Consider the following 19,876-nt stretch of genomic DNA (forward strand, 5'->3'; position numbering starts at 1 on the left):
CCCCAGCAGCTCGGTGGACCTCACACATCGAAGAAGACCGTCTCATCCTCTCCCTGGAGGCGGATGTCGAAGCGGTAGCCGTCCTCGGCGGGTCGGGCCACCAGCGTGGCGCGCTCGGGCTCGGGCACGCTCGACAGCACCGGGTCGGCGGCGTTGGCCGCGGCCTCCTCGGGGAAGTAGACGCGGGTGACCGTGCGGTGGAGCATGCCGCGCGCGAACACCGACACGTCGATGTGGGGCGCCTGGAGCGTGCCGCCGGGGCCGGGCACCGGGCCGGGCTTGAGGGTGAAGATCCCGTACTCGCCGTTGGCGTCGGTGGGGCAGCGCCCGAACGCGCGGAACCCGGGCCGGGCCACCGCGCCGCGCGGGTCGTCGGGGTGGTCGAACCGGCCCTCGGGGTCGGCCTGCCAGGTCTCGATGAGCCCGTCGGGCACGGGCGCGCCAGCGCCGTCGTAGAGGACGCCGCGGATCCAGACCCCCTCGGGCGTGCCCTCGGCGACGGCGAAGGGGCCGTCGGGCCAGGGCAGCCCGATGTGCAGGTAGGGGCCGACGGTCTGGGAGGGGGTGGTCGCGTAGCGGGCCATCAGTCCTCGTCCACCTCGTCCTCGAACACGGTGGCCTCGCGGCCGCGCAGCACGATGTCCCACTCGTAGGCCAGCGCCCACTCCGGCGCGGTGTTGGCGTAGTCGAACCGCGCCACCAGCCGCTCGCGCGCCTTCTCGTCGGGGATGGAGTTCCACATGGGGTCCTGGAAGAACAGCGGGTCGCCCGGGAAGTACATCTGGGTGACCAGCCGCTGGGTGAAGGCCCGCCCGAACAGGGAGAAGTGGATGTGGGCTGGCCGCCAGGCGTTGTCGTGGTTGCGCCAGGGGTAGGCGCCGGGCCGGATCGTGGTGAACCGGTAGCGGCCCTGGTCGTCGGTGAGGGTGCGGCCCACGCCGGAGAAGTTGGGGTCCAGCGGGCAGGGCCAGTTGTCGCCGGTGTGGCGGTAGCGCCCGCCGGCGTTGGCCTGCCAAATCTCCACCAGGGTGTGGGGCACGGGGCGGCCGTCGCCGTCGCGCACCTGGCCGTGCACGATGATGCGCTGGCCCTGGGGCTCGCCGTCGTGCTGGCGGGTGAGGTCGCTGTCGTTCTCGCTGATGCGGTCCTCGCCCAGCAGCGGGCCGGTGACCTCGGTCAGCAGGTGCGGCAGCAGCCGCAGGCCGCGCTTGGGGTGGCGCAGCGCGGTGCTGCGGTAGCCGGGGTAGTCCAGCGGCGGGTGCACCTCGGCGTCGCGCGCGTAGGCGGGCGGCGCCGGGCGGGTGGTGGGGTCGGTGCTCATGGGGGCGGTGCCTCCTCCCGGTCTGCGGGGGTGGTGGGGGTCAGGCGTGCAGCACGACGGCCAGGCCCTGGCCGACGCCGATGCAGATCGCGGCCAGGCCCCAGCCGCCGCCGCGCCGGTGCAGCTCGTGGGCCAGGGAGCCGAGGATGCGCGCGCCGGAGGCGCCCAGGGGGTGTCCGATGGCGATCGCGCCGCCGTTGGGGTTGACGATCGCGGGGTCCAGCTCGGGCCACAGCCGCAGGCAGGCCAGCGACTGGGCGGCGAACGCCTCGTTCAGCTCGACCACCGCCAGGTCCGCCCAGCCGATCCCGGCGCGGCGCAGCGCCGTCTCTGCGGCCTGGACCGGGCCGATGCCGAAGCGGTGCGGCTCCACGGCGGCCACCCCGCGGCTGACGATGCGCGCCAGCGGGGCGCGGCCGGCGGCCTGGGCCGCCGCCTCGTCGCCGATGAGCAGGGCCGCCGCGCCGTCGTTGAGCGGCGAGGCGTTGCCGGCGGTGACCGTGCCGTCGGGGCGGAAGGCCGGCTTGAGGCCGGCGAGCTTGTCCAGGGAGGTCGCGCGGATGCTCTCGTCGCGCTCCAGTTCCACGCCCGGCACGGGCACGACCTCGGCGTCGAAGACGCCCTTCTCCCAGGCCGCGGCGGCGTTGACGTGGGACTGGAGCGCGAAGGCGTCCTGCTCGGCGCGGCCCACGCCGTGCAGCTCGGCGAGCTGCTCGGTGGCCTCGCCCAGCGACACCGTCCACTCCGCCGGCATGGCGGGGTTGACCATGCGCCAGCCCAGGGTGGTGGAGTGCAGGGTCTCGTGGCTGGCGGGGAAGCCCTTGGCCGGTTTCTGGAGCACCCAGGGGGCGCGGCTCATCGACTCCACGCCGCCGGCCACCACCAGGGAGGCGTCGCCCACGGCCACGGCGCGGTTGGCGGCGATGACCGCCTCCAGGCCCGAGCCGCACAGCCGGTTGAGGGTGGCGCCGGGCACCGAGGTGGGCAGCCCGGCCAGCAGCGCGGCCATGCGGGCGACGTCGCGGTTGTCCTCGCCGGCGCCGTTGGCGTCGCCGAAGTAGACGTCGTCGATCGCGGCGGGGTCCAGGCCGGGGGAGCGGTCCACCAGCCCGCGCACGGCGTGGGCGGCGAGGTCGTCGGGGCGGACTCCGGACAGCGCGCCCCCGTACTTGCCGAAGGGCGTGCGCACCGCGTCCAGGACGTATACGTCGGTCATGTCCACTGCCTTCTCTGTGCGGTGGGGGAGCCGCCGGCGCGGGCGCGGGCGGCGCCGTGGGTGGCGGCCGGGGCGGGCGGGCGCGGCCGGCGCCGCTGCCGTTTCTACACCCCGTCGGCTCCGGTGAGCGAGCGCAGCACCTTCAGCTCCTCAGGGGTGGGCTCGGGGGTGGTGGCCAGATCGGGGGCCACGGCCAGGTCCCAGCCGGTGGCGGCGCGCGCGTCCTCGGCGCTCACCCCGGGGTGCACCTGGACCAGGGTCAGCTCGCGGGTGGCGGGGTCGGGCTCCAGGACGCCCAGGTCGGTGATGACGCGGGTGGGGCCGGCGCCGCGCAGGCCCAGCCGCTCGCGGTCGCCGGGGCCCGCGCCGTGGCCCACCGAGGTCACGAAGTCGACCCGCTCCACGAACGCGCGCCGGCTCTGCCGCACGATCACCACGACCTCGCGGCAGGAGGCGGCGATCTCGGGGGCGCCGCCGGCGCCGGGCAGCCGCACCTTGGGGTCGGTGTAGTCGCCGATGACGGTGGTGTTGATGTTGGCGTAGCGGTCGATCTGGGCGGCGCCGAGGAACCCGACGTCGATGCGGCCGGGCTGGAGCCAGTAGTTGAAGACCTCGGGCACCGACACCACGGTGTCGGCGGTCTCGGCGAGCACGCCATCGCCGATGGACAGCGGCAGGGTGTCGGGCCGGGTGCCCAGGGTGCCGGACTCGTAGATCATCCACAGGCCGGGGGCGTGGGTGCGCACGGCCAGGTTGGCGGCGGTGCTGGGCAGGCCGATGCCCACGAAGCACGCCGTCTGGGAGGTCAGGCAGCGGGCGGCGGCGACCGTCATGATCTCGTCGGAGGTGTAGCCGGTCGTCATGTCATCCTGCCTTTCCGGGCAGCGGCGCCGGCGCGCCGATCTCGTCGGCCAGCCACCGGGCGAACGCGTCGCGGTCGCGGCTGACGGCGTCCCACGCCTGGTAGGCGGCGTTGTCGCGGGCGTAGTAGCCGTGGGCGTAGGAGGGGCGGGCGCCGCCGGGCACCACGGAGACGGCGGTGACCACGCGGGAGGGCAGCAGCACCTGGCCGGGCACCGGCTCCAGGCGGTCCACGACCTCCTCGACGGTGACCAGGCTGCGGCGCGCGGCCAGCACGGCCTCCTTCTGGATGCCGGTGATGCCCCACAACTGCACGTTGCCGGCGCGGTCGGCGCGCTGGGCGTGGATCACGGTGACGTCGGGGTTGAGCGCGGGCACGGCAGCCAGCCGCTCACCGGTGAAGGGGCACTCCACGGTCTTGATGGTGGGGGTCTGGTCGACCAGGTCGGTGCCGGCGTAGCCGCGCAGCACCGCGAACGGCACGCCCGAGGCCCCCGCGACGTAGCGGTTGGCCATGCCGGCGTGGCTGTGCTCCTCGATCTCCAGGGGGCGCGGCCAGCCGTTCTGGATGGCGTCGCGGAAGCGGTGCAGCGAGCCCACGCCGGGGTTGCCGCCCCAGGAGAACACCAGGCGGGCGGCGCAGCCGGCGCCGATCACCTGGTCGTAGACCACGTCGGGGGTCATCCGGACGAGGGTGAGGTCGCGCCGGCCCTGCCGGATGATCTCGTGGCCGGCGGCCACGGGGATCAGGTGGGTGAAACCCTCCAGCGCGACCGTGTCCCCGTCGTGGACGAGTTCGCGGACCCCCTCGTCCAGCGGCACGATCATGAGCGGTCCAAATCTGTTCGGATGGCGAATGCGTGTTCTTAGTTCGCACATCATTGCCGACAGTCGTCCCGAGGGTCAAGGGTCCCGAAGCGGGCGCGGGGGCCGCCGGGGCGGCTCAGCCCTGGCCCGAGGCCCGCCGCGCGATGTCGAGGTCGGCCTCGATGCGCGCGGCCGTGGCCAGCAGCGGCGGCAGCAGGTCGCGCCGGATGTCCTCCACCGTGGACCGGCTGGCGTGCGCCGAGACGTTGACCGAGGCCACCACCCGGCCCTCGCGGTCGCGCACGGGCGCCGCCACCGAGCGCAGCCCCTCCTCCAGTTCCTGGTCCACCAGCGCCCAGCCCTGGGCGGCCACCCGCTCCAGTTCGGCCCGCAGCCGCGCCGGGGTGGTCAGCGTGAAGGCGGTGAGCCGGCGCATCTCGACCCGGCGCAGGTAGGCGTCGATCTCGGGCTCGGGCAGGCCGGCCAGCAGCACCCGGCCCATCGAGGTGGCGTAGGCGGGGAAGCGGGTGCCCACGCTGATGGCCACGTGCATGATGCGCGAGGTGGGCACGCGGGCCACGTAGACGACGTCGTCGCCGTCGAGCACCGACACCGACGACGACTCCCGCAGTTCGGCCGCCAGCCGCTCCAGGTGCGGCTGGGCGACCTCGGGAAGTCCGGCCGAGGACAGGTAGGCGTAACCCAGTTCCAGCACCCTGGGCGTCAGCGCGAACATCCGGCCGTCGGTGCGCACGTAGCCCATGTCGGTCAGGGTGAGCAGGAACCGGCGGGCCGCGGCCCGGGTCAGGCCCGTCACGCGGGCGACGTCGCTGAGCGTCATCGACGGCTGCTGGGCGGTGAACGCCCGGATGACGGCGAGGCCGCGCTCCAGCGACTGCACGAAGTGCTCGGGCTTGGGCTGGACAGCGGTCGGGTCCGTGCTCATGGTCTCCCCACATGCGGTGCGCGGGTGGCGGACGCGGCGCGGTGCGCGCCTGCGCGGCGGGGGCGCCGCGCGGGGCGGCGGGGGTGGGCCCTCCGCCGCCGGTCCTCGGGGCGATGTTCTCATACCGCACAGGGCTGCGGAGGTGTCCATCCCTACCAGGACCGGGGGACATAACCGGGGGCGGGGGGTTGACGTCGGTGATCGCAGTCACCTAGGTTCGCTCAAAGAACGCTCGTTCGTACTTCGTACACAGGTTCGCGGCAGGTGCGCCCCTCGCGTGCGCGCCCACGACGGACCGGGCGCCGTCGCCGCCGGCCCGCCCCGGCGGCACCGGACGGCACGGGACGGCGCCGAGCGGCACTGGACTGCGCGCTCGCCGTCCGCGTCCCCGGCACGGCCCCGCCCGCCGCCGGTCCGCGGCGGCCGGACGCCCCCGAGCCGGTGCGCGCGGCAGGACAGGACGAAGGGAAAACCGGGAGACCATGACCCAGCCCGCGCTCGGGCGGCCGACCCCGCCGTTCCGCGCCGACCACGTCGGCAGCCTCCTGCGCCCAGCCGCCCTGCGGGAGGCCCGCGACCGCCACGCCCGAGGACTGATCGACGCGGCCGAACTGCGCGCCGCCGAGGACGCCGCCGTGGTCGAGGCGGTCCGCGCCCAGGAGGAGATCGGCCTGCGCTCGGCCACCGACGGGGAGTTCCGCCGCGCCTCCTGGCACATGGACTTCATCTACCAACTCGGCGGAATCTCCCGCGCCCAGGACGAGATCCAGGTCACGTTCCACAACGAGCGGGGCGACATCAGCTTCACCCCCGCCGCGCTCCAGGTCACCGGCCGGATCGGGCTGGAGCACACGATCTTCGCCGACGCGTTCTCCTTCCTGCGCGACACGGTCGCCACGGCCACGCCCAAGCTGACCATCCCCTCGCCCAGCATGGTCCACTACCGGGGCGGACAGGCCGCGATCGACCGCTCGGTCTACCCCGACCCGGCGGAGTTCTGGAGCGACCTGTCGGCGGCCTACGCCGAGCAGATCCGGCGCCTGGGCGAGCTGGGCTGCGCCTACCTGCAACTGGACGACACCAGCCTGGCCTACCTCAACGACCCGCGCCAGCGCGCGATGCTCCAGGAACGCGGCGAGAACAGCACCGACCTGCACAAACGCTACATCTCCCAGATCAACGCGGCACTGGCCGGGCGGCCCGAGGGCATGCGGGTCACCACCCACCTGTGCCGCGGCAACTTCCGCTCGTCCTGGGTGGCCGAAGGCGGCTACGATTTCGTCGCCGAGGAACTCTTCGGCACCCTCGGCGTCGACGGGTTCTTCCTGGAGTTCGACGACGCCCGCTCCGGCGGGTTCGCACCACTGCGCTTCGTCCCGCCCGGCAAGCAGGTCGTCCTGGGCCTGGTCACCACCAAGCGTGGTGCCCTGGAAAGCAAGGACGACCTCAAGCGCCGCATCGACGAGGCGAGCCGGTACGTCCCCCTGGAACAGCTCTGCCTCGCGCCGCAGTGCGGTTTCTCCAGCACGCTGGAGGGCAACCGGCTCAGCCACGACGAGCAGTTCGCCAAGCTGCGGCTGATCGTCGAGACCGCGGCCGAGGTGTGGGGTTGACCCGCATCCCCGCTCACCCCGCGGGGCCTCCCCGACCCGCTATTCCCACTACCCCCTCACCCCCACTCACCCACTGGAGACCCACCATGCGCCGGATGATCCTCCCCGTGGCCGCGACGGTCACACTGCTCGCCACCTCCGCCTGCGGCGGGGGCGGCGGTGAAGGCGGTGGTGACGGAGACGGCCCGCAAAGCATCACCGTCGGCGCCATCCCCATCGTCGACGTCGCTCCGCTGCACCTCGGCGTCGACCAGGGCATCTTCGAAAAGCACGGCATCGAGTTGACGATCGAGAACACCACCGGCGGCGCCCAGGCCGTGCCCAGCGTGGTCAGCGGCGAGTTCGACTTCGCCTTCGGCAACACCACCTCGCTGCTGGTCGCCCAGGAGCAGGACCTCCCGGTGCGGATCGTCGCCAACGGCGTCACCAGCACCGGCGAGGAGGGCAACGACTTCGGCGGGGTCGTGGTGCCCGAGGGCAGCGACATCGCCGAGCCCCGGGACCTCGAGGACGCCACCATCGCGGTGAACAACCTGGAGAACATCGGCGACACCACCGTGCGCAACACGGTGCGCCAGGCCGGTGGCGACTCCGACACCATCGAGTTCGTGGAGCTGCCGTTCCCGGAGATGCCCGCGGCCCTGGAGCGGGGCGACGTGGACGCCGCCTGGGTGGTCGAGCCGTTCCTGACGGCGGCCAAGGCCGGCGGCGCCACCGAGATCGCCTCCAACTTCGTGGACGCCCACGAGTCGCTGTCGGTGGCCTACTACTTCACCACCGAGCAGGTGATCCAGGAGGACCCCGAGCTGGTGGAGAACTTCACCGCCGCCATGGAGGAGTCCCTGACCTACGCCAACGACAACCCCGACGAGGTGCGCCGGATCCTCGGCGAGTACACCGAGATCGAGGAGTCGGTGGCCCAGGAGATCGTGCTGCCGACCTGGCCGACCGACCTCAACCGGGAGTCGACCCAGGCCGTGGCCGACCTGATGGTGCACGACGGTGTCCTGGAGGACAAGCCCGACCTGGACGAACTGTACCGATGAGCACCGACATCGCCGATCCGGCCCGCCCCTCCGCCGCCCCCGCGGCGGGGGGCGGGCCCCGCGCCCCCAAGCGGGCCCCCAACCGCCTCCTGCTGGGCGCCGCGGGCGTGGCGGGCTTCCTGCTGCTGTGGGAGGCCGTGCCCCGCCTGGGCATCATCCCCGGCCGGTTCCTGCCGCCCGCCTCCGAGGTCCTGCTGACCCTGGGCGAACGGGTGCTGCTGCCCGAGTTCTGGATCGCGGTCTGGGACACCCTCGTCGCCTGGGGCCTGGGCCTGGCCATCGCGTTCGCCGCCGCCGTCGTGCTGGGGTTCGTCGTGGGCGCCGTGCCGGCGCTGCGCCGGTTCACCTCCTCCACGGTGGAGTTCCTGCGGCCCATCCCCTCGGTGGCGCTCATCCCGCTGGCCATCCTGCTGTACGGCACCGACCTGGCCTCCACGCTGATGCTGGTCATCTACGCCGCCTTCTGGCAGATCTACATCCAGGTCCTCTACGGGGTGGGCGACATCGACCCCGTGGCCGAGCAGACCGCCCGCTCCTACGGGCTGGGCCGCTTCGCGCGGCTGCGCTACGTCGCCTGGCCCTCGGCGCTGCCCTACCTGCTGACCGGGCTGCGGCTGGGCGCCTCGGTCGCGCTGATCCTCGCCGTCACCGGCCAGCTCATCATCGGCACCCCCGGCCTCGGCGAGCAGATCGCCGTCGCCCAGGCCAGCGGCGCCACCGCCCTGGTCTACGCGCTGATCATCGCCACCGGCGCCCTCGGCGTCGCCGTCAACGTCGGCCTGCGCGCCCTGGAGCGGCGCGCGCTGCGCTGGCACGTCTCGGTCCGCGGAGAGGAGATCGCGTGAGCGCCCAGAGCACCCGCCCCGCGCGGGCCACGGCGGGCGGCGGCGTCCTGCGCGCCGGCCTGCGCGTCCTCGAAGTGGTGCTGCTGCCCGCCGTGCTCATCGCGGTGTGGTGGATCGCCAGCATCACCTCGGGGCTGTACTACCTGCCCACGCCCGGCGAGATCGCGGCCACGTTCGCCGAGCTGTGGTTCTCCGAGCGCTTCTTCGAGGACGTCCTGCCCAGCGTGGCGCGGCTGCTGGGCGGCTTCGCCCTGGCCGGCGTGCTGGGGGTCGGCCTGGGGATCGTGCTCGGCCTGTCCCCGCGCCTGCGCGCGGTGGTCGAGCCGGTCCTGGAGTTCTTCCGGGCCATCCCGCCGCCCGTGCTGGTGCCGCTGCTGATGCTGCTCGTGGGCGTCAGCACCTCGATGAAGCTCGCCGTCATCGTCTCCGGCGCGATCTGGCCGATCCTGCTCAACACCATCGAGGGCGTGCGCGCCGTCGAACCCGTGCTCATCGACACCTGCCGCTGCTACGGCATCCGCGGCCGGCGCTGGCTGACCACGCTGGTGCTGCGCTCGGCCAGCCCGCAGATCATGGCGGGCCTGCGCCAGGGGCTGTCCATCGCGATCATCCTCATGGTCATCAGCGAGATGTTCGCCAGCTCCAGCGGCCTGGGCTACAGCATCATCCAGTTCCAGCGCGGCTTCGCCATCCCCGAGATGTGGAGCGGCATCGTGCTCCTGGGCCTGCTCGGGTTCCTGCTGGCGCTGCTGTTCGGCCTGGTCGAGCGGCGCGTCCTGAACTGGTACCACGGCGTGCGCGCCGCGGCGAAGGGGGAGTGAGCGCCATGGCCGCGTCCCCGGCGCCCTCCCCGACCCGATCCACCGCTCCGCACGAGAAGGCACCCATGCTCGACGTCTCCGGACTGAAGAAGATCTACCCAGGCCAGCACGGCTCCGTCGAGGCCCTGCGCGACCTCACCTTCACGCTCGGCGACGGCGAGCTGGCCTGCCTGGTCGGCCCCTCCGGCTGCGGCAAAACGACCCTGCTCAAGTGCGTCGCCGGGCTCATGCAGCCCACCTCGGGCACCGTCACGCTGGCCGGCACGCGCGTGGCCGGGCCGCCGCCGGACATGGCGGTGGTGTTCCAGGAGTACGGCCGCAGCCTGTTCCCGTGGCTGAGCGTGCGCGACAACGTCGAGCTGCCGCTGAAGGAGAAGCGGCTGGCGCCGGCCCGCCGCCGCGAGCTGTCCGACGAGGCGCTGGAGGCGGTGGGCCTCACCAAGTTCGCCGGCGCCTACCCCTGGCAGCTCTCCGGCGGCATGCAGCAGCGCGTGGCCATCGCGCGGGCCATCGCCTACGAGCCGCGCGTGCTGCTGATGGACGAGCCGTTCGCGGCCGTGGACGCCCAGACCCGCGCCGACCTGGAAGACCTCATCCGGGTGCTGTGGAAGCGGTTCAACATGACCGTCCTGTTCGTCACCCACGACATCGACGAGGCGGTCTACCTGGGCCAGCGGGTGCTGGTGATGTCGTCCTCGCCCACGGTCATCCAGGACGACGTCACCGTGGACCTGCCCGAGGAGCGCGACCAGATCGGCACCCGCGCCGAGCACCGGTTCGCCGAGCTTCGCTCCCACATCTACGCCGAGATCCGCAACGCCGCCCGGCCGCAGGCCGCGGCCACCGCCGACTGACCCGGGGCGCGCGCCGCGCGCCCCGCCCAACCGCCCGGGAGCAGCACATGACCCTTCTCAACGACCGCGAGTGGCGCGGCAACGTCTTCACCGGCGGGTGGCGCCCCGCCAAGGGCGGCGACGCCCCCGTCGTCTCGCCCACCACCGGCTCGGAGCTGGGCCGGATCGGCGTGGCCAACGCCGCCGACGTCGCCGAGGCCGCCGAGAACGCCGCCGAGGCCCAGCGGGACTGGGCCCGGGCCTCGTTCGAGGAGCGGGCCGCCGTGCTGCGCCGGGCGGGCGCGAAGTTCGAGGAGGAGGCCGACGAGATCGCCGACTGGCTGATGCGCGAGGCCGGCTCGGCGCGCGGCAAGGCGGGCTTCGAGGTCCACCTGGCCGTGACCGAGGCCTACGAGTGCGCCGCGCTCGCCTCCCAGCCCACCGGCGAGGTGCTGCGCAGCGCCCAGCCCCGGCTGAGCCTGGCCCGGCGGGTGCCGGTGGGTGTCGTCGGCGTGATCTCGCCGTTCAACTTCCCGCTGATCCTGGGCATGCGCTCGGTGGCGCCCGCGCTGGCCCTGGGCAACGCGGTGCTGCTCAAGCCCGACCCCCGCACGGCGGTCTCGGGCGGCGCGGTGATCGCGGAGGTCTTCCGCGAGGCCGGCCTGCCCGAGGGGCTGCTCCAGATGCTGCCCGGCGGTGCCGAGGCGGGGGAGGCGCTGGTGGCCGACCGGCACGTGCGGGTCGTGTCCTTCACCGGCTCCACGGCGGCGGGCCGCAAGGTCGGCGAGGCCGCCGGCCGCCACCTCAAGCGGGCGCACCTGGAGCTGGGCGGCAACTCCCCGCTGATCGTGCTGGAGGACGCCGACGTCGACCGCGCGGCGTCGGTGGGCGCGTGGGGGTCGTTCCTGCACCAGGGGCAGATCTGCATGACCACCGGCCGGCACATCGTGCACGAGTCGCTGGCCGACGCCTACGTGGAGCGGCTGGCGGCCAAGGCCGAGGCGCTGACGGTGGGCGACCCCGAGCAGGAGGGCACGGCGCTGGGGCCGATCATCGACATCGGCCAGCGCGACCGCATCCACGACCTGGTCACGCGCAGCGTGGAGGCGGGTGCGGAGCTGCGCGCCGGGGGCACCTACGACGCGCAGTTCTACCGGCCCACGGTGCTGGACAAGGTCACCCGCGACACCCCCGCCTACTCCGAGGAGGTGTTCGGGCCGGTGGCGCCGGTCATCCGGTTCTCGACCCTGGACGAGGCGGCGGAGATCGCGGCGGCCAGCGACTACGGGCTGTCCCTGGGCATCCTCACCGGCAACCCCATGCGGGGCATGGAGTTGGCCGACCGGATCCCCAGCGGCATCGTGCACATCAACGACCAGACGGTGGACGACGAGTCCGTGGCCCCCTTCGGCGGCGTGGGCGCGTCGGGCACGGGCGCCCGCTTCGGCGGTACCCGCGCCAACCTGGAGGCGTTCACCGAGACGCAGTGGGTGACCATGCAGAGCGAGATCAAGCGGTATCCGTTCTAAGAACGGAAACAAATCCGCTTCAGGTCTGTTCTGGACTTCCGCTCTGGATCTCGCTTGCGCATACGGAATCGCGGCGGCCCGCCGAAGGCGGGTCGCCGGTTTTTTTGGGGACTGGGACCGGGGCTCGGGGCGGGGGCGTGCGGTCATCGCGGCGGAGGCGGAGGGTCGGCATGGCGACGGGGCGGCGAGGGCCGCGGGGACGCGGATAGGCGGGTGCAGAACGCCCTCGCCCGACCGCGCCCGGGGCCGGGGCCGTGGGTGGCCGCTAGGCTGGCGGCATGCCGGATCGACCGTTGCCGTACACGATTCTGAGCTGGGCGATGTCGCTCGACGGGTACATCGACGACACCAGCCCGGAGCGGCTGCGGTTGTCCTCGGAAGCCGACTTCGACGAGATCGACGCGCTTCGCGCGGAGTGCGACGCGATCCTCGTCGGCGCGGGGACCATACGCAGCGACAACCCCCGGCTGCTCGTGCGGTCGGCGCGGCGGCGTGAGCGGCGGTCGGCGCTGGGCAAGACCGGCGACATCGTCAAGGTCGTCCTCAGCGAGCGCGGCAGCGTGGACCCGGCCGCACGCGTCTTCACCACCGGCGACGCGGCCAAGCTGGTGTACGTGGCCAGCGCCGCCCATCCCGCGACCGCCCGCCGGTTCGCCACGCCCGCCCCCGCGTCGACCACCGCTCCCACCCCCGCCGACGCCGACGCCGGGACGGCGGCCGCGGCGGACGTCACCGTGGTGGACGCCGGGCCGGACTGCGACCTCGCTGGCATCCTCGCCGACCTCGCCGAACGCGGCGTCGGCCGCCTCCTGGTGGAGGGCGGCACCGGCGTGCACACCCGGTTCCTCACCGCCGGACTGGCCGACGAGGTCCGCGTGGCCATCGCCCCGTTCTTCGTGGGCGACCCCGGCGCACCGCGCTTCGTGGGAGCGGGCGACTTCGCCAACCACCCCCGCCGCCCCATGCGGCTCGCCGAGGCGCGGGCCCTGGGCGACATGGCCGTGCTGCGCTACCTTCCACAGGCGCCGCTCACGCCCGAGTCGGCGTCCCCCTCGCCTGCCGGGAGCGACCGGTGAACCCGTCGCCCTCCGCGGCGGCCCCGGTCCCGGGGACCGGCCCCGACGCCACCGCCGCCGACCGCGAGTGGCTGGAGCGCGCCATCGCGCTGTCGTGGAAGTGCCCGCCCTCGCAGACGGCGTTCTCGGTCGGCGCGATCGTGGTGGACGCCCGAGGGGCGGTCGTCACCGACGGCTACTCCCGCCGCGACCACCCCCACGACCACGCCGAGGAGGCGGCGCTGCGCGCCGTCGACCCCGAGGACCCCCGGCTCGTCGGCGCCACCGTCTACAGCTCCCTGGAGCCCTGCACCCGCCGCGCGTCGCGGGTGCGCTCCTGCACGCGGCTCATCCTGGACACGCCCATCGCCCGCGTGGTGTTCGCCTGGCGCGAGCCGGAGATCTTCGTGACCGGCGAGGGCGCCGAGGAGCTGCGCCTCGCCGGGCGCACCGTGGTGGAGGTGCCCGACCTCGCCCTGCGCGCGCGCGAGGTCAACGAGCACCTGCTGCGCTGACCTTCAGCCGCACACCGCCTCAGCCGCCCCGGTACCTCAGCGGCCCCGGGAACCCCGGCCACCACCGGCCCCCGGCGCTACAGCCGGTTGACGTCCACCACCCGCACCACCGCGTGCCCCGCCTCGTCGGAGGCCGCGAGGTCGACCTCGGCGGTGATGCCCCAGTCGCGGTGGCCCGCCGGGTCGTCGAAGACCTGGCGGACCTCCCACACCTCGGGGTTCTCGGAGATCTGGAGCATGGCGGGGCCACGGGCGTCGGGGCCGATGCCGAGGTCGTCGTGCTCGGCGAAGTAGGCGTCCATGGCCTCCTCCCACGCCTCGGCGTCCCAGCCGTCCTCGGCGTCCAGCGCGCCCAGGTCGGAGTAGCGGCCCAGCGCCGCCAGCTCGACCCGGCGGAACATGGCGTTGCGCACCAGCACCCGGAAGGCCCGGTGATTGGCGGTGACCGGCTTGACGCGCTCCTCGACCTCGGCGGCCTCGCCCTCGCCGGCGCGGGCGGCACTGGGGTTGGTCAGCTCCTCCCACTCGTCGAGCAGGCTGGAGTCGACCTGCCGGACGAGTTCGCCCAGCCATTCGATGAGGTCGCGCAGCTCCTCGGTCTTGGCGTCCTCGGGCACGGTCTGGCTGACCGCCTTGTAGGCGCTCGCCAGGTAGCGCAGCACCAGCCCCTCGGAGCGCGCCAGCTCGTAGAAGCCGACGTAGTCGGAGAACGTCATGGCGCGCTCGTAGAGGTCGCGCGCCACCGACTTGGGCCGCAGCGGGTGGTCGCCGACCCACGGGTGGCCGCGCCGGTAGACCTCGTAGGCGTGGTCGAGCAGGTCCTCCAGCGGCTTGGGGTAGTCGACCTCCTCCAGCCGCTCCATGCGCTCGTCGTACTCGATGCCGTCGGCCTTCATCTGGGCCACGGCCTCGCCCCGCGCCTTGTTGAGCTGGGCGGCGAGGATCTGGCGGGGGTCGTCCAGCGTGGACTCCACCACCGTGAGGACGTCCAGCGCGTAGGTGGGCGAGGCGGGGTCGAGGAGTTCCAGGGCCGCCAGGGCGAAGGTGGACAGCGGCTGGTTCAGCGCGAAGTCGGGCTGGAGGTCGACGGTCAGCCGGGCGATGCGGCCGTTGGAGTCGGGTTCGGCCAGCCGCTCCACGATGCCGCCGTCGATCAGCGACCGGTAGATGGCGATGGCCTCGCGGATGTGGCGGCGCTGGGTGGGGCGGTCGTCGTGGTTGTCGGTGAGCAGGTGGCGCATGCCCGCGAAGCAGTCGCCGGGGCGGGCGATGACGCTCAGCAGCATGGCGTTGCTGACCCGGAACCGCGACTTGAGCGGCTCGGGCTCGGCCGCGATCAGCTTCTCGAAGGTGCTCTGGTCCCAGCTCACGAACCCCTCGGGCGCCTTCTTGCGCACCACCTTGCGCCGCTTCTTGGGGTCGTCGCCAGCCTTGGCCAGCGCTTTCTCGTTCTCGATGACGTGCTCGGGCGCCTGCGCGACCACGTTGCCGACGGTGTCGAACCCGGCCCGCCCGGCCCGCCCGGCGATCTGGTGGAACTCGCGCGCGCCCAGCCGCCGCACCCGGGAGCCGTCGTACTTGCTGAGGGCGGTGAACAGCACCGTGCGGATGGGGACGTTGACCCCCACGCCCAGGGTGTCGGTGCCGCAGATGACCTTGAGCAGGCCGCGCTGCGCCAGGCGTTCGACCAGGCGGCGGTACTTGGGCAGCATGCCCGCGTGGTGGACGCCGATGCCGTGGCGGACGTAGCGCGAGAGGTTGCGGCCGAAGCGGGTGGTGAAGCGGAACCGGCCGATCTCGGCGGCGATGGCGTCCTTCTCGGCGCGGGAGCACATGTTGATGCTGGTCAGCGACTGCGCGCGCTCGACCGCCTGCGCCTGGGTGAAGTGCACGATGTAGACCGGCGCCTCGCGGGTCTCCAGCAGCTCCTCAAGGGTCTCGTGCAGGGGGGTGGTGCGGTAGGAGTAGTACAGCGGCACGGGGCGCTCGGCCGAGGAGACCACGGTGGTGGCGCGGCCGGTGCGGCGGGTGAGGTCGTCCTCGAAGCGGGTGACGTCGCCCAGGGTGGCCGACATCAGCAGGAACTGCACCTGGGGGAGTTCGAGCAGCGGCACCTGCCAGGCCCAGCCGCGGTCGGGGTCGCCGTAGAAGTGGAACTCGTCCATGACGACGGTGCCGATGTCGGCCTCGGCGCCGTCGCGCAGCGCGATGTTGGCCAGGACCTCGGCGGTGCAGCAGACGATGGGGGCGTCGGCGTTGACGCTGGCGTCGCCGGTCATCATGCCGACGTTGTCGTGGCCGAAGACGGCGCACAGCTCGAAGAACTTCTCCGACACCAGCGCCTTGATGGGCGCGGTGTAGAACGCGCACTCGTCGCGGCCCAGGGCGGCGAACAGCGCTCCGGCGGCCACCAGGCTCTTGCCCGAGCCGGTGGGGGTGCTCAGGATGACGTTGGACCCCGAGACGACCTCGATGAGGGCTTCCTCCTGGTGGGGGTAGAGCGTGAGCCCGCGGTCCTCGGCCCACGAGGCGAACGCCTCGTACAGGGAGTCGGGTTCGGGGTGGGCGGGAAGACGATCAATGAGACTCACGCATTCCATACTGCCTGCTCCCCGCAACTCCCCGGGCCACTTGTCCACAGCCCCGGCCCGCAGGCCGCGGACCTCGGCCCGCCGATACACGGCGGAGGGGGTGAGGGACTCCGGCTCCGGACCCGGCCGGGGGCGCCGACCGGGTCCGGTGCGGGACGGACCCGGTCGGCGCCCGGAACCCGGGCGGGCCGCGCCGGTGCGGGCGCGGACCGCCGGGGCGGTCGCCGACCGGCCGCCGAGCGGTCGTCGGACGGCCGTGGACGGCCGCTAGATCAGGCCCAGCTTGCGGACGGCCTCGCGCTCCTCGGTCAGCTCCTGGACCGAGGCGTCGATGCGCTCGCGCGAGAAGGCGTCGATCTCCAGGTCCGGCACGATCTCCCAGCGCCCGCCGCGCGAGACCACCGGGAAGGAGGAGATGAGGCCCTCGGGCACGCCGTAGGAGCCGTCGGAGGGGATGGCCGCCGAGGTCCAGTCGCCCTCGGGGGTGCCGTTGACCCAGTCGTGGACGTGGTCGATGGCGGCGTTGGCGGCCGAGGCGGCCGAGGACGCGCCGCGCGCCTCGATGATGGCGGCGCCGCGCTTGGCGACGGTGGGGATGAACTCGTCGCGCACCCACGCCTCGTCGTTGACGGCCTTGGCGCCGGTGGTGCCGTTGACCTCGGCGTGGAAGATGTCGGGGTACTGGGTGGCCGAGTGGTTGCCCCAGATCGTCATCTTCTTGATCTCGGTGACCTCGACGCCGAGCTTCTTGGCGAGCTGGGTGAGGGCGCGGTTGTGGTCCAGGCGCGTCATGGCCGTGAAGCGCTCGGCGGGCACGTCGGGGGCGTGCGCCTGGGCGATGAGGGCGTTGGTGTTGGCGGGGTTGCCCACGACGAGCACGCGGACGTCGTCGGCGGCGCCGGCGTTGATGGCCTCGCCCTGCGGCTTGAAGATGCCGCCGTTGGCCTCCAGCAGGTCGCCGCGCTCCATGCCCTTGGTGCGGGGGCGGGCGCCCACCAGCAGCGCGATGTTGACCCCGTCGAACGCCTGGCGCGCGTCGTCGAAGATGTCGATTCCCTTGAGCAGCGGGAACGCGCAGTCGTCCAGCTCCATGGCGGTGCCCTCGGCGGCCTTCACAGCCTGGGGGATCTCCAGCAGCCGCAGCTTGACGGGGGTGTCGGGGCCAAGTAGCTGACCCGAGGCGATGCGGAACAGCAGCGCGTAGCCGATCTGCCCGGCCGCGCCGGTGACGGTGACGTTGACAGGTACTTGGGCCATTGACCTTCTTCTCCTGGTGACGATTGTGCGACCCGCGATGCTATCGCCCCGCCCCGCGCCCGTCCCGGGCCACCCCGAGGCCGGCGCGCCCCCGCAGGCGCAGGTGAACGGCGCCGCGACCCCCAACCCTAGTCCCGCCGCCTCGGCCGGGCGCGGCGGACCCGCCGGAATGCCCGCGCGGCGGGGGGTCCCGCGCGGCGGTGGCGTCCTCGGCGCGCGGGCGGTCGCCGACCCTCGCCGCCTTGCCGATCGACCGCCGGCGCGCCGCCGCTTGACCCCGACTTACCACTCGGTTAGTTTATTGACCAAGCGGTAAGTCGACTCGCCGGAGACCATCGGCCGGGCGGCCGCCGCGTTCGGGGGACGACCCGTTGGAGGGGCCATGGCCGACAGCAACCCGCACCGTCCAGACGACCGGGTGGATGCGCCCGAGCACGACGCCCGCGCCGGCCGGGACAACGGAGGTAGCGGGAGCGACCGGAACAACCGGAACAGCCGGGGTGCTCGGGAGGCCACGAACGTTGGGGCGGCACCGGCCCCCGGGCGCGGCCCGCGCCGGCGGCGCCCCCGGACCCGCACGGTCGCCGTCACCGCCCTCGCCGTGATCGCGGTGCTGGTCGCCGCCCTCGTGGTACGCCAGCCCGCCCCGGTCGGCCACTTCACCTCGGGGCCGGCCAAGACCGAGTTCGCGGCGGCCTACCGCGCGGCCATGGCCGAGCTGCCCGAGCCCGACACCGTGCACGACCTGCGTACCGACTACGGGATCGTCCGCGCCTACCACTTCGACGGCCCCGCCGAGGGCGACCCGCTGCTGCTCCTGCCGGGCCGCGCCGCCGCCTCGCCGGTGTGGGCCGACAACCTGCCGTCCCTCCTGCGCCACCGCGACGTCTACACCATGGACCTGCTGGGCGAACCCGGCATGAGCGTGCAGGACCGGCCCATCACCGGCGACGCCGACCAGGCGCGCTGGCTGCACCAGGCCGTGCGCGCCCTGCCGGAGGAGCGCGTGCACCTGCTGGGGCTGTCCATCGGCGGGTGGACGGCGGTGAACCTCGCCATGCGCGAGCCCGCCGGGATCGGCGGCGTGGCCCTGGTCGACCCGGTGTACGTGCTGGACGGCATGCCGCTGGAGACGGTGGCGCGGTCGGTGCCGGCCGCGGTCCCGTGGCTGCCCCGGAGTTGGCGGGAGAGCTTCAACTCCTACACGGCCGGGGGCGCGCCGGCCGACGACTCAGCGGTGGGCGTGCTGATCGAGGCGGGCATGCGCACCTACGCGCTGCGGCTGCCCCAGCCGGGCCGGATCCCCGAAGAGCGGCTGGCCGGGCTGCGCCCGCCGGTGATGGTGCTCATCGCGGGGGAGTCGGTGATGCACGACCCCGCCACGGCCGAGGCCACCGCCCGCCGGGCGCTGCCGGAGGACCGCGTGAAGGTCTACCCTGATGCCTCCCACGCCATCAACGGCGAGTACCCCGAGGAGATCGCGGCGGACGTCGCCGCGTTCCTGGACGAGGTCGAGTGACGAGCGTCCGGGCGCGGGCCGCGCGGGTGGCATGACCCGCTGGGACCGCGCGTCACCGCCGTCCCCGCCCGCGCGGGCCGCGCCCCCGCCCGCGGGGCAAGCAGCGCACAGAGTCAGCAGAGCACAGAGCAGAGCACAGAGTCAGCACAGCAAGAGGAGTCGAGCTGCCCCGCCGCCCCGCCGCCGAGTCCCGGCGGCCCACCATCACCGAGCGCGCCCGCCGCGAGCAGTTGATCGAGGTGACCGTCGCGCTCATCGCCGAACACGGCCACGCCGCCACCTCCCTGGCCCGCATCGCCGAGGCCGCCGAGATCTCCAAGGCGGCGGTGCTCTACCACTTCTCCACCAAGAACGCGGTTGTGGAGGCCGCCTACCGCGCGGTCCTGGACGCCCTGGTCGGCCGCGTGGCGGCGGCGGTGGAGGCCGCCCCCGGCCCCGGCGCGGCGGTGGAGGCGTACGTGACGGCGATGATCGGCCACCTGGCCGAGCACCCGGGCCACGGCCGCGTCATCTCCGAGGCGCTGCGCCAGGGCGAGCGGATCGGCGTCACCGATGCCCCGACGTCGGAGGCGCGCTGGCGCCCTCTCGCCGACCTCGTGTCCCGCGCGCAGGAGGCGGGGGAGTACCGCGCGGACATCGACCCGCGCACCTTCGCCCTCGTAATCAACGGCGCCATCGACGCGGTGGTCGCCGAATCCCTGGAGGACCCCGCCTACACGCTGACCACCGCCGCCCCGCAGGTGGTCGATCTCCTGTCCCACGCCGCCCGCCCGTGAGCGCCCTCCGCCCGCCGGCCGATCCACCGGTCCGCCCGCCCCCGGACGGGCGCGAGGTCCGCAATGCCCCGTGCTGCTAGGATGTCGAGGTCCCCGGCCCCACGCAGGCCGGGCGGCCACCGGCGGGACCCCGGGTCCCGCCCCCCTGGCGGGGCGGTAGCTCAGCTGGTCAGAGCAGCGGACTCATAATCCGTGGGTCGCGGGTTCGAGCCCCGCCCGCCCTACCCACTCCCACCTGCGCGGGCACCCGCGCCAGTGGCCGCTGAGCGCGTCCGGCGCCAGCCGATCCGCCGGCCAACGGCCCGCACGCCGATTGCGGCCGGGT

General features: G+C 73.7%; 18 protein-coding genes and 1 tRNA gene. 11 read left to right on the forward strand and 8 right to left on the reverse strand.

The window, feature by feature from the left end; genetic code table 11:
* Nucleotides 1–20: 20 nt before the first annotated feature.
* The 6 genes from pcaG to LG943_RS07005 form a co-directional block, all read right to left on the reverse strand.
* The gene (gene pcaG / locus LG943_RS06980; RefSeq protein ID WP_270071358.1) at nt 21–584 is read right to left on the reverse strand and encodes a protocatechuate 3,4-dioxygenase subunit alpha; all 564 of its coding nucleotides are present in this window, start codon (nt 582–584) and stop codon (nt 21–23) included.
* Nucleotides 584–1,321 carry a protocatechuate 3,4-dioxygenase subunit beta gene (gene pcaH / locus LG943_RS06985; RefSeq protein WP_270071359.1) on the reverse strand — a complete coding sequence of 246 codons (738 nt, stop codon included), beginning with the start codon at nt 1,319–1,321 and terminating at the stop codon, nt 584–586. Before pcaH ends, pcaG begins: the two co-directional genes overlap by 1 nt.
* A 40-nt stretch (nt 1,322–1,361) precedes the next feature.
* A complete protein-coding gene (locus LG943_RS06990; RefSeq protein WP_270071360.1) occupies nt 1,362–2,537 on the reverse strand; it encodes a thiolase family protein in 1,176 nt (391 codons plus the stop codon).
* 104 nt (nt 2,538–2,641) lie between these two features.
* Nucleotides 2,642–3,400, reverse strand: coding sequence for a CoA-transferase subunit beta (locus LG943_RS06995; protein ID WP_270071361.1), 759 nt, complete (start codon nt 3,398–3,400; stop codon nt 2,642–2,644).
* Nucleotide 3,401: 1 nt separating this feature from the next.
* Nucleotides 3,402–4,226 carry a CoA transferase subunit A gene (locus tag LG943_RS07000; RefSeq protein WP_270071362.1) on the reverse strand — a complete coding sequence of 275 codons (825 nt, stop codon included), beginning with the start codon at nt 4,224–4,226 and terminating at the stop codon, nt 3,402–3,404.
* A gap of 115 nt (nt 4,227–4,341) precedes the next feature.
* Complete coding sequence (locus LG943_RS07005; RefSeq protein WP_270071363.1) at nt 4,342–5,151, reverse strand: IclR family transcriptional regulator; 810 nt, start codon at nt 5,149–5,151, stop codon at nt 4,342–4,344.
* A 482-nt stretch (nt 5,152–5,633) separates the two neighbouring features.
* Between LG943_RS07005 and LG943_RS07010 the strand changes: the two genes are divergently transcribed.
* From LG943_RS07010 to LG943_RS07045, 8 genes are all read left to right on the forward strand, one after another.
* Entirely contained in the window at nt 5,634–6,764 is a 1,131-nt protein-coding gene (locus LG943_RS07010; RefSeq protein WP_270071364.1) for a 5-methyltetrahydropteroyltriglutamate--homocysteine S-methyltransferase, read from the forward strand.
* A 95-nt stretch (nt 6,765–6,859) separates the two neighbouring features.
* Nucleotides 6,860–7,810, forward strand: a complete 951-nt coding sequence (locus LG943_RS07015; protein WP_333486331.1) for an ABC transporter substrate-binding protein — start codon at nt 6,860–6,862, stop codon at nt 7,808–7,810.
* Nucleotides 7,807–8,655, forward strand: coding sequence for an ABC transporter permease (locus LG943_RS07020; RefSeq protein WP_270071366.1), 849 nt, complete (start codon nt 7,807–7,809; stop codon nt 8,653–8,655). The genes LG943_RS07015 and LG943_RS07020 overlap by 4 nt, the downstream gene beginning before the upstream one ends.
* Nucleotides 8,652–9,476 carry an ABC transporter permease gene (locus LG943_RS07025; protein ID WP_408648558.1) on the forward strand — a complete coding sequence of 275 codons (825 nt, stop codon included), beginning with the start codon at nt 8,652–8,654 and terminating at the stop codon, nt 9,474–9,476. Before LG943_RS07020 ends, LG943_RS07025 begins: the two co-directional genes overlap by 4 nt.
* Nucleotides 9,477–9,541: 65 nt before the next feature.
* Nucleotides 9,542–10,330, forward strand: coding sequence for an ABC transporter ATP-binding protein (locus LG943_RS07030; protein ID WP_270071367.1), 789 nt, complete (start codon nt 9,542–9,544; stop codon nt 10,328–10,330).
* Between the two features lie 47 nt (nt 10,331–10,377).
* Nucleotides 10,378–11,838 (forward strand): benzaldehyde dehydrogenase, encoded by a 1,461-nt coding sequence (locus LG943_RS07035; RefSeq protein ID WP_270071368.1) that lies wholly within the window; start codon nt 10,378–10,380, stop codon nt 11,836–11,838.
* Between the two features lie 278 nt (nt 11,839–12,116).
* Nucleotides 12,117–12,914 carry a RibD family protein gene (locus LG943_RS07040; protein WP_270071369.1) on the forward strand — a complete coding sequence of 266 codons (798 nt, stop codon included), beginning with the start codon at nt 12,117–12,119 and terminating at the stop codon, nt 12,912–12,914.
* Nucleotides 12,911–13,408 carry a cytidine/deoxycytidylate deaminase family protein gene (locus LG943_RS07045; RefSeq protein WP_270071370.1) on the forward strand — a complete coding sequence of 166 codons (498 nt, stop codon included), beginning with the start codon at nt 12,911–12,913 and terminating at the stop codon, nt 13,406–13,408. The genes LG943_RS07040 and LG943_RS07045 overlap by 4 nt, the downstream gene beginning before the upstream one ends.
* Before the next feature lie 77 nt (nt 13,409–13,485).
* Here LG943_RS07045 and LG943_RS07050 read toward each other — a convergent pair whose 3' ends face one another.
* Together LG943_RS07050 and LG943_RS07055 are read right to left on the reverse strand one after the other, a co-directional pair.
* On the reverse strand, nt 13,486–16,008 hold the full coding sequence (locus LG943_RS07050; RefSeq protein ID WP_270071371.1) for a DEAD/DEAH box helicase: 2,523 nt from the start codon (nt 16,006–16,008) through the stop codon (nt 13,486–13,488).
* A gap of 258 nt (nt 16,009–16,266) precedes the next feature.
* The gene (locus LG943_RS07055) at nt 16,267–17,256 is read right to left on the reverse strand and encodes a malate dehydrogenase (protein ID WP_270071372.1); all 990 of its coding nucleotides are present in this window, start codon (nt 17,254–17,256) and stop codon (nt 16,267–16,269) included.
* A gap of 601 nt (nt 17,257–17,857) precedes the next feature.
* Between LG943_RS07055 and LG943_RS07060 the strand changes: the two genes are divergently transcribed.
* The 3 genes from LG943_RS07060 to LG943_RS07070 all read left to right on the forward strand — a co-directional run bounded on the left by LG943_RS07060 (nt 17,858) and on the right by LG943_RS07070 (nt 19,775).
* Nucleotides 17,858–18,775 (forward strand): alpha/beta fold hydrolase, encoded by a 918-nt coding sequence (locus LG943_RS07060; protein ID WP_270071373.1) that lies wholly within the window; start codon nt 17,858–17,860, stop codon nt 18,773–18,775.
* 239 nt (nt 18,776–19,014) lie between these two features.
* Nucleotides 19,015–19,551 carry a TetR/AcrR family transcriptional regulator gene (locus tag LG943_RS07065; protein ID WP_270071418.1) on the forward strand — a complete coding sequence of 179 codons (537 nt, stop codon included), beginning with the start codon at nt 19,015–19,017 and terminating at the stop codon, nt 19,549–19,551.
* A gap of 150 nt (nt 19,552–19,701) precedes the next feature.
* Nucleotides 19,702–19,775, forward strand: a tRNA-Ile gene (locus tag LG943_RS07070).
* Nucleotides 19,776–19,876 lie beyond the last annotated feature (101 nt).

Source organism: Streptomonospora mangrovi (assembly GCF_027604915.1).
Lineage (GTDB): Bacteria > Actinomycetota > Actinomycetes > Streptosporangiales > Streptosporangiaceae > Streptomonospora > Streptomonospora mangrovi.

Coding starts and splice junctions, on each gene's coding strand:
- pcaG (WP_270071358.1), bottom strand. CDS start 584: ATGGCCCGCTACGCGACCACCCCCTCCCAGACCGTCGGCCCCTACCTG.
- pcaH (WP_270071359.1), bottom strand. CDS start 1,321: ATGAGCACCGACCCCACCACCCGCCCGGCGCCGCCCGCCTACGCGCGC.
- LG943_RS06990 (WP_270071360.1), bottom strand. CDS start 2,537: ATGACCGACGTATACGTCCTGGACGCGGTGCGCACGCCCTTCGGCAAG.
- LG943_RS06995 (WP_270071361.1), bottom strand. CDS start 3,400: ATGACGACCGGCTACACCTCCGACGAGATCATGACGGTCGCCGCCGCC.
- LG943_RS07000 (WP_270071362.1), bottom strand. CDS start 4,226: ATGATCGTGCCGCTGGACGAGGGGGTCCGCGAACTCGTCCACGACGGG.
- LG943_RS07005 (WP_270071363.1), bottom strand. CDS start 5,151: ATGAGCACGGACCCGACCGCTGTCCAGCCCAAGCCCGAGCACTTCGTG.
- LG943_RS07010 (WP_270071364.1), top strand. CDS start 5,634: ATGACCCAGCCCGCGCTCGGGCGGCCGACCCCGCCGTTCCGCGCCGAC.
- LG943_RS07015 (WP_333486331.1), top strand. CDS start 6,860: ATGATCCTCCCCGTGGCCGCGACGGTCACACTGCTCGCCACCTCCGCC.
- LG943_RS07020 (WP_270071366.1), top strand. CDS start 7,807: ATGAGCACCGACATCGCCGATCCGGCCCGCCCCTCCGCCGCCCCCGCG.
- LG943_RS07030 (WP_270071367.1), top strand. CDS start 9,542: ATGCTCGACGTCTCCGGACTGAAGAAGATCTACCCAGGCCAGCACGGC.
- LG943_RS07035 (WP_270071368.1), top strand. CDS start 10,378: ATGACCCTTCTCAACGACCGCGAGTGGCGCGGCAACGTCTTCACCGGC.
- LG943_RS07040 (WP_270071369.1), top strand. CDS start 12,117: ATGCCGGATCGACCGTTGCCGTACACGATTCTGAGCTGGGCGATGTCG.
- LG943_RS07050 (WP_270071371.1), bottom strand. CDS start 16,008: ATGGAATGCGTGAGTCTCATTGATCGTCTTCCCGCCCACCCCGAACCC.
- LG943_RS07055 (WP_270071372.1), bottom strand. CDS start 17,256: ATGGCCCAAGTACCTGTCAACGTCACCGTCACCGGCGCGGCCGGGCAG.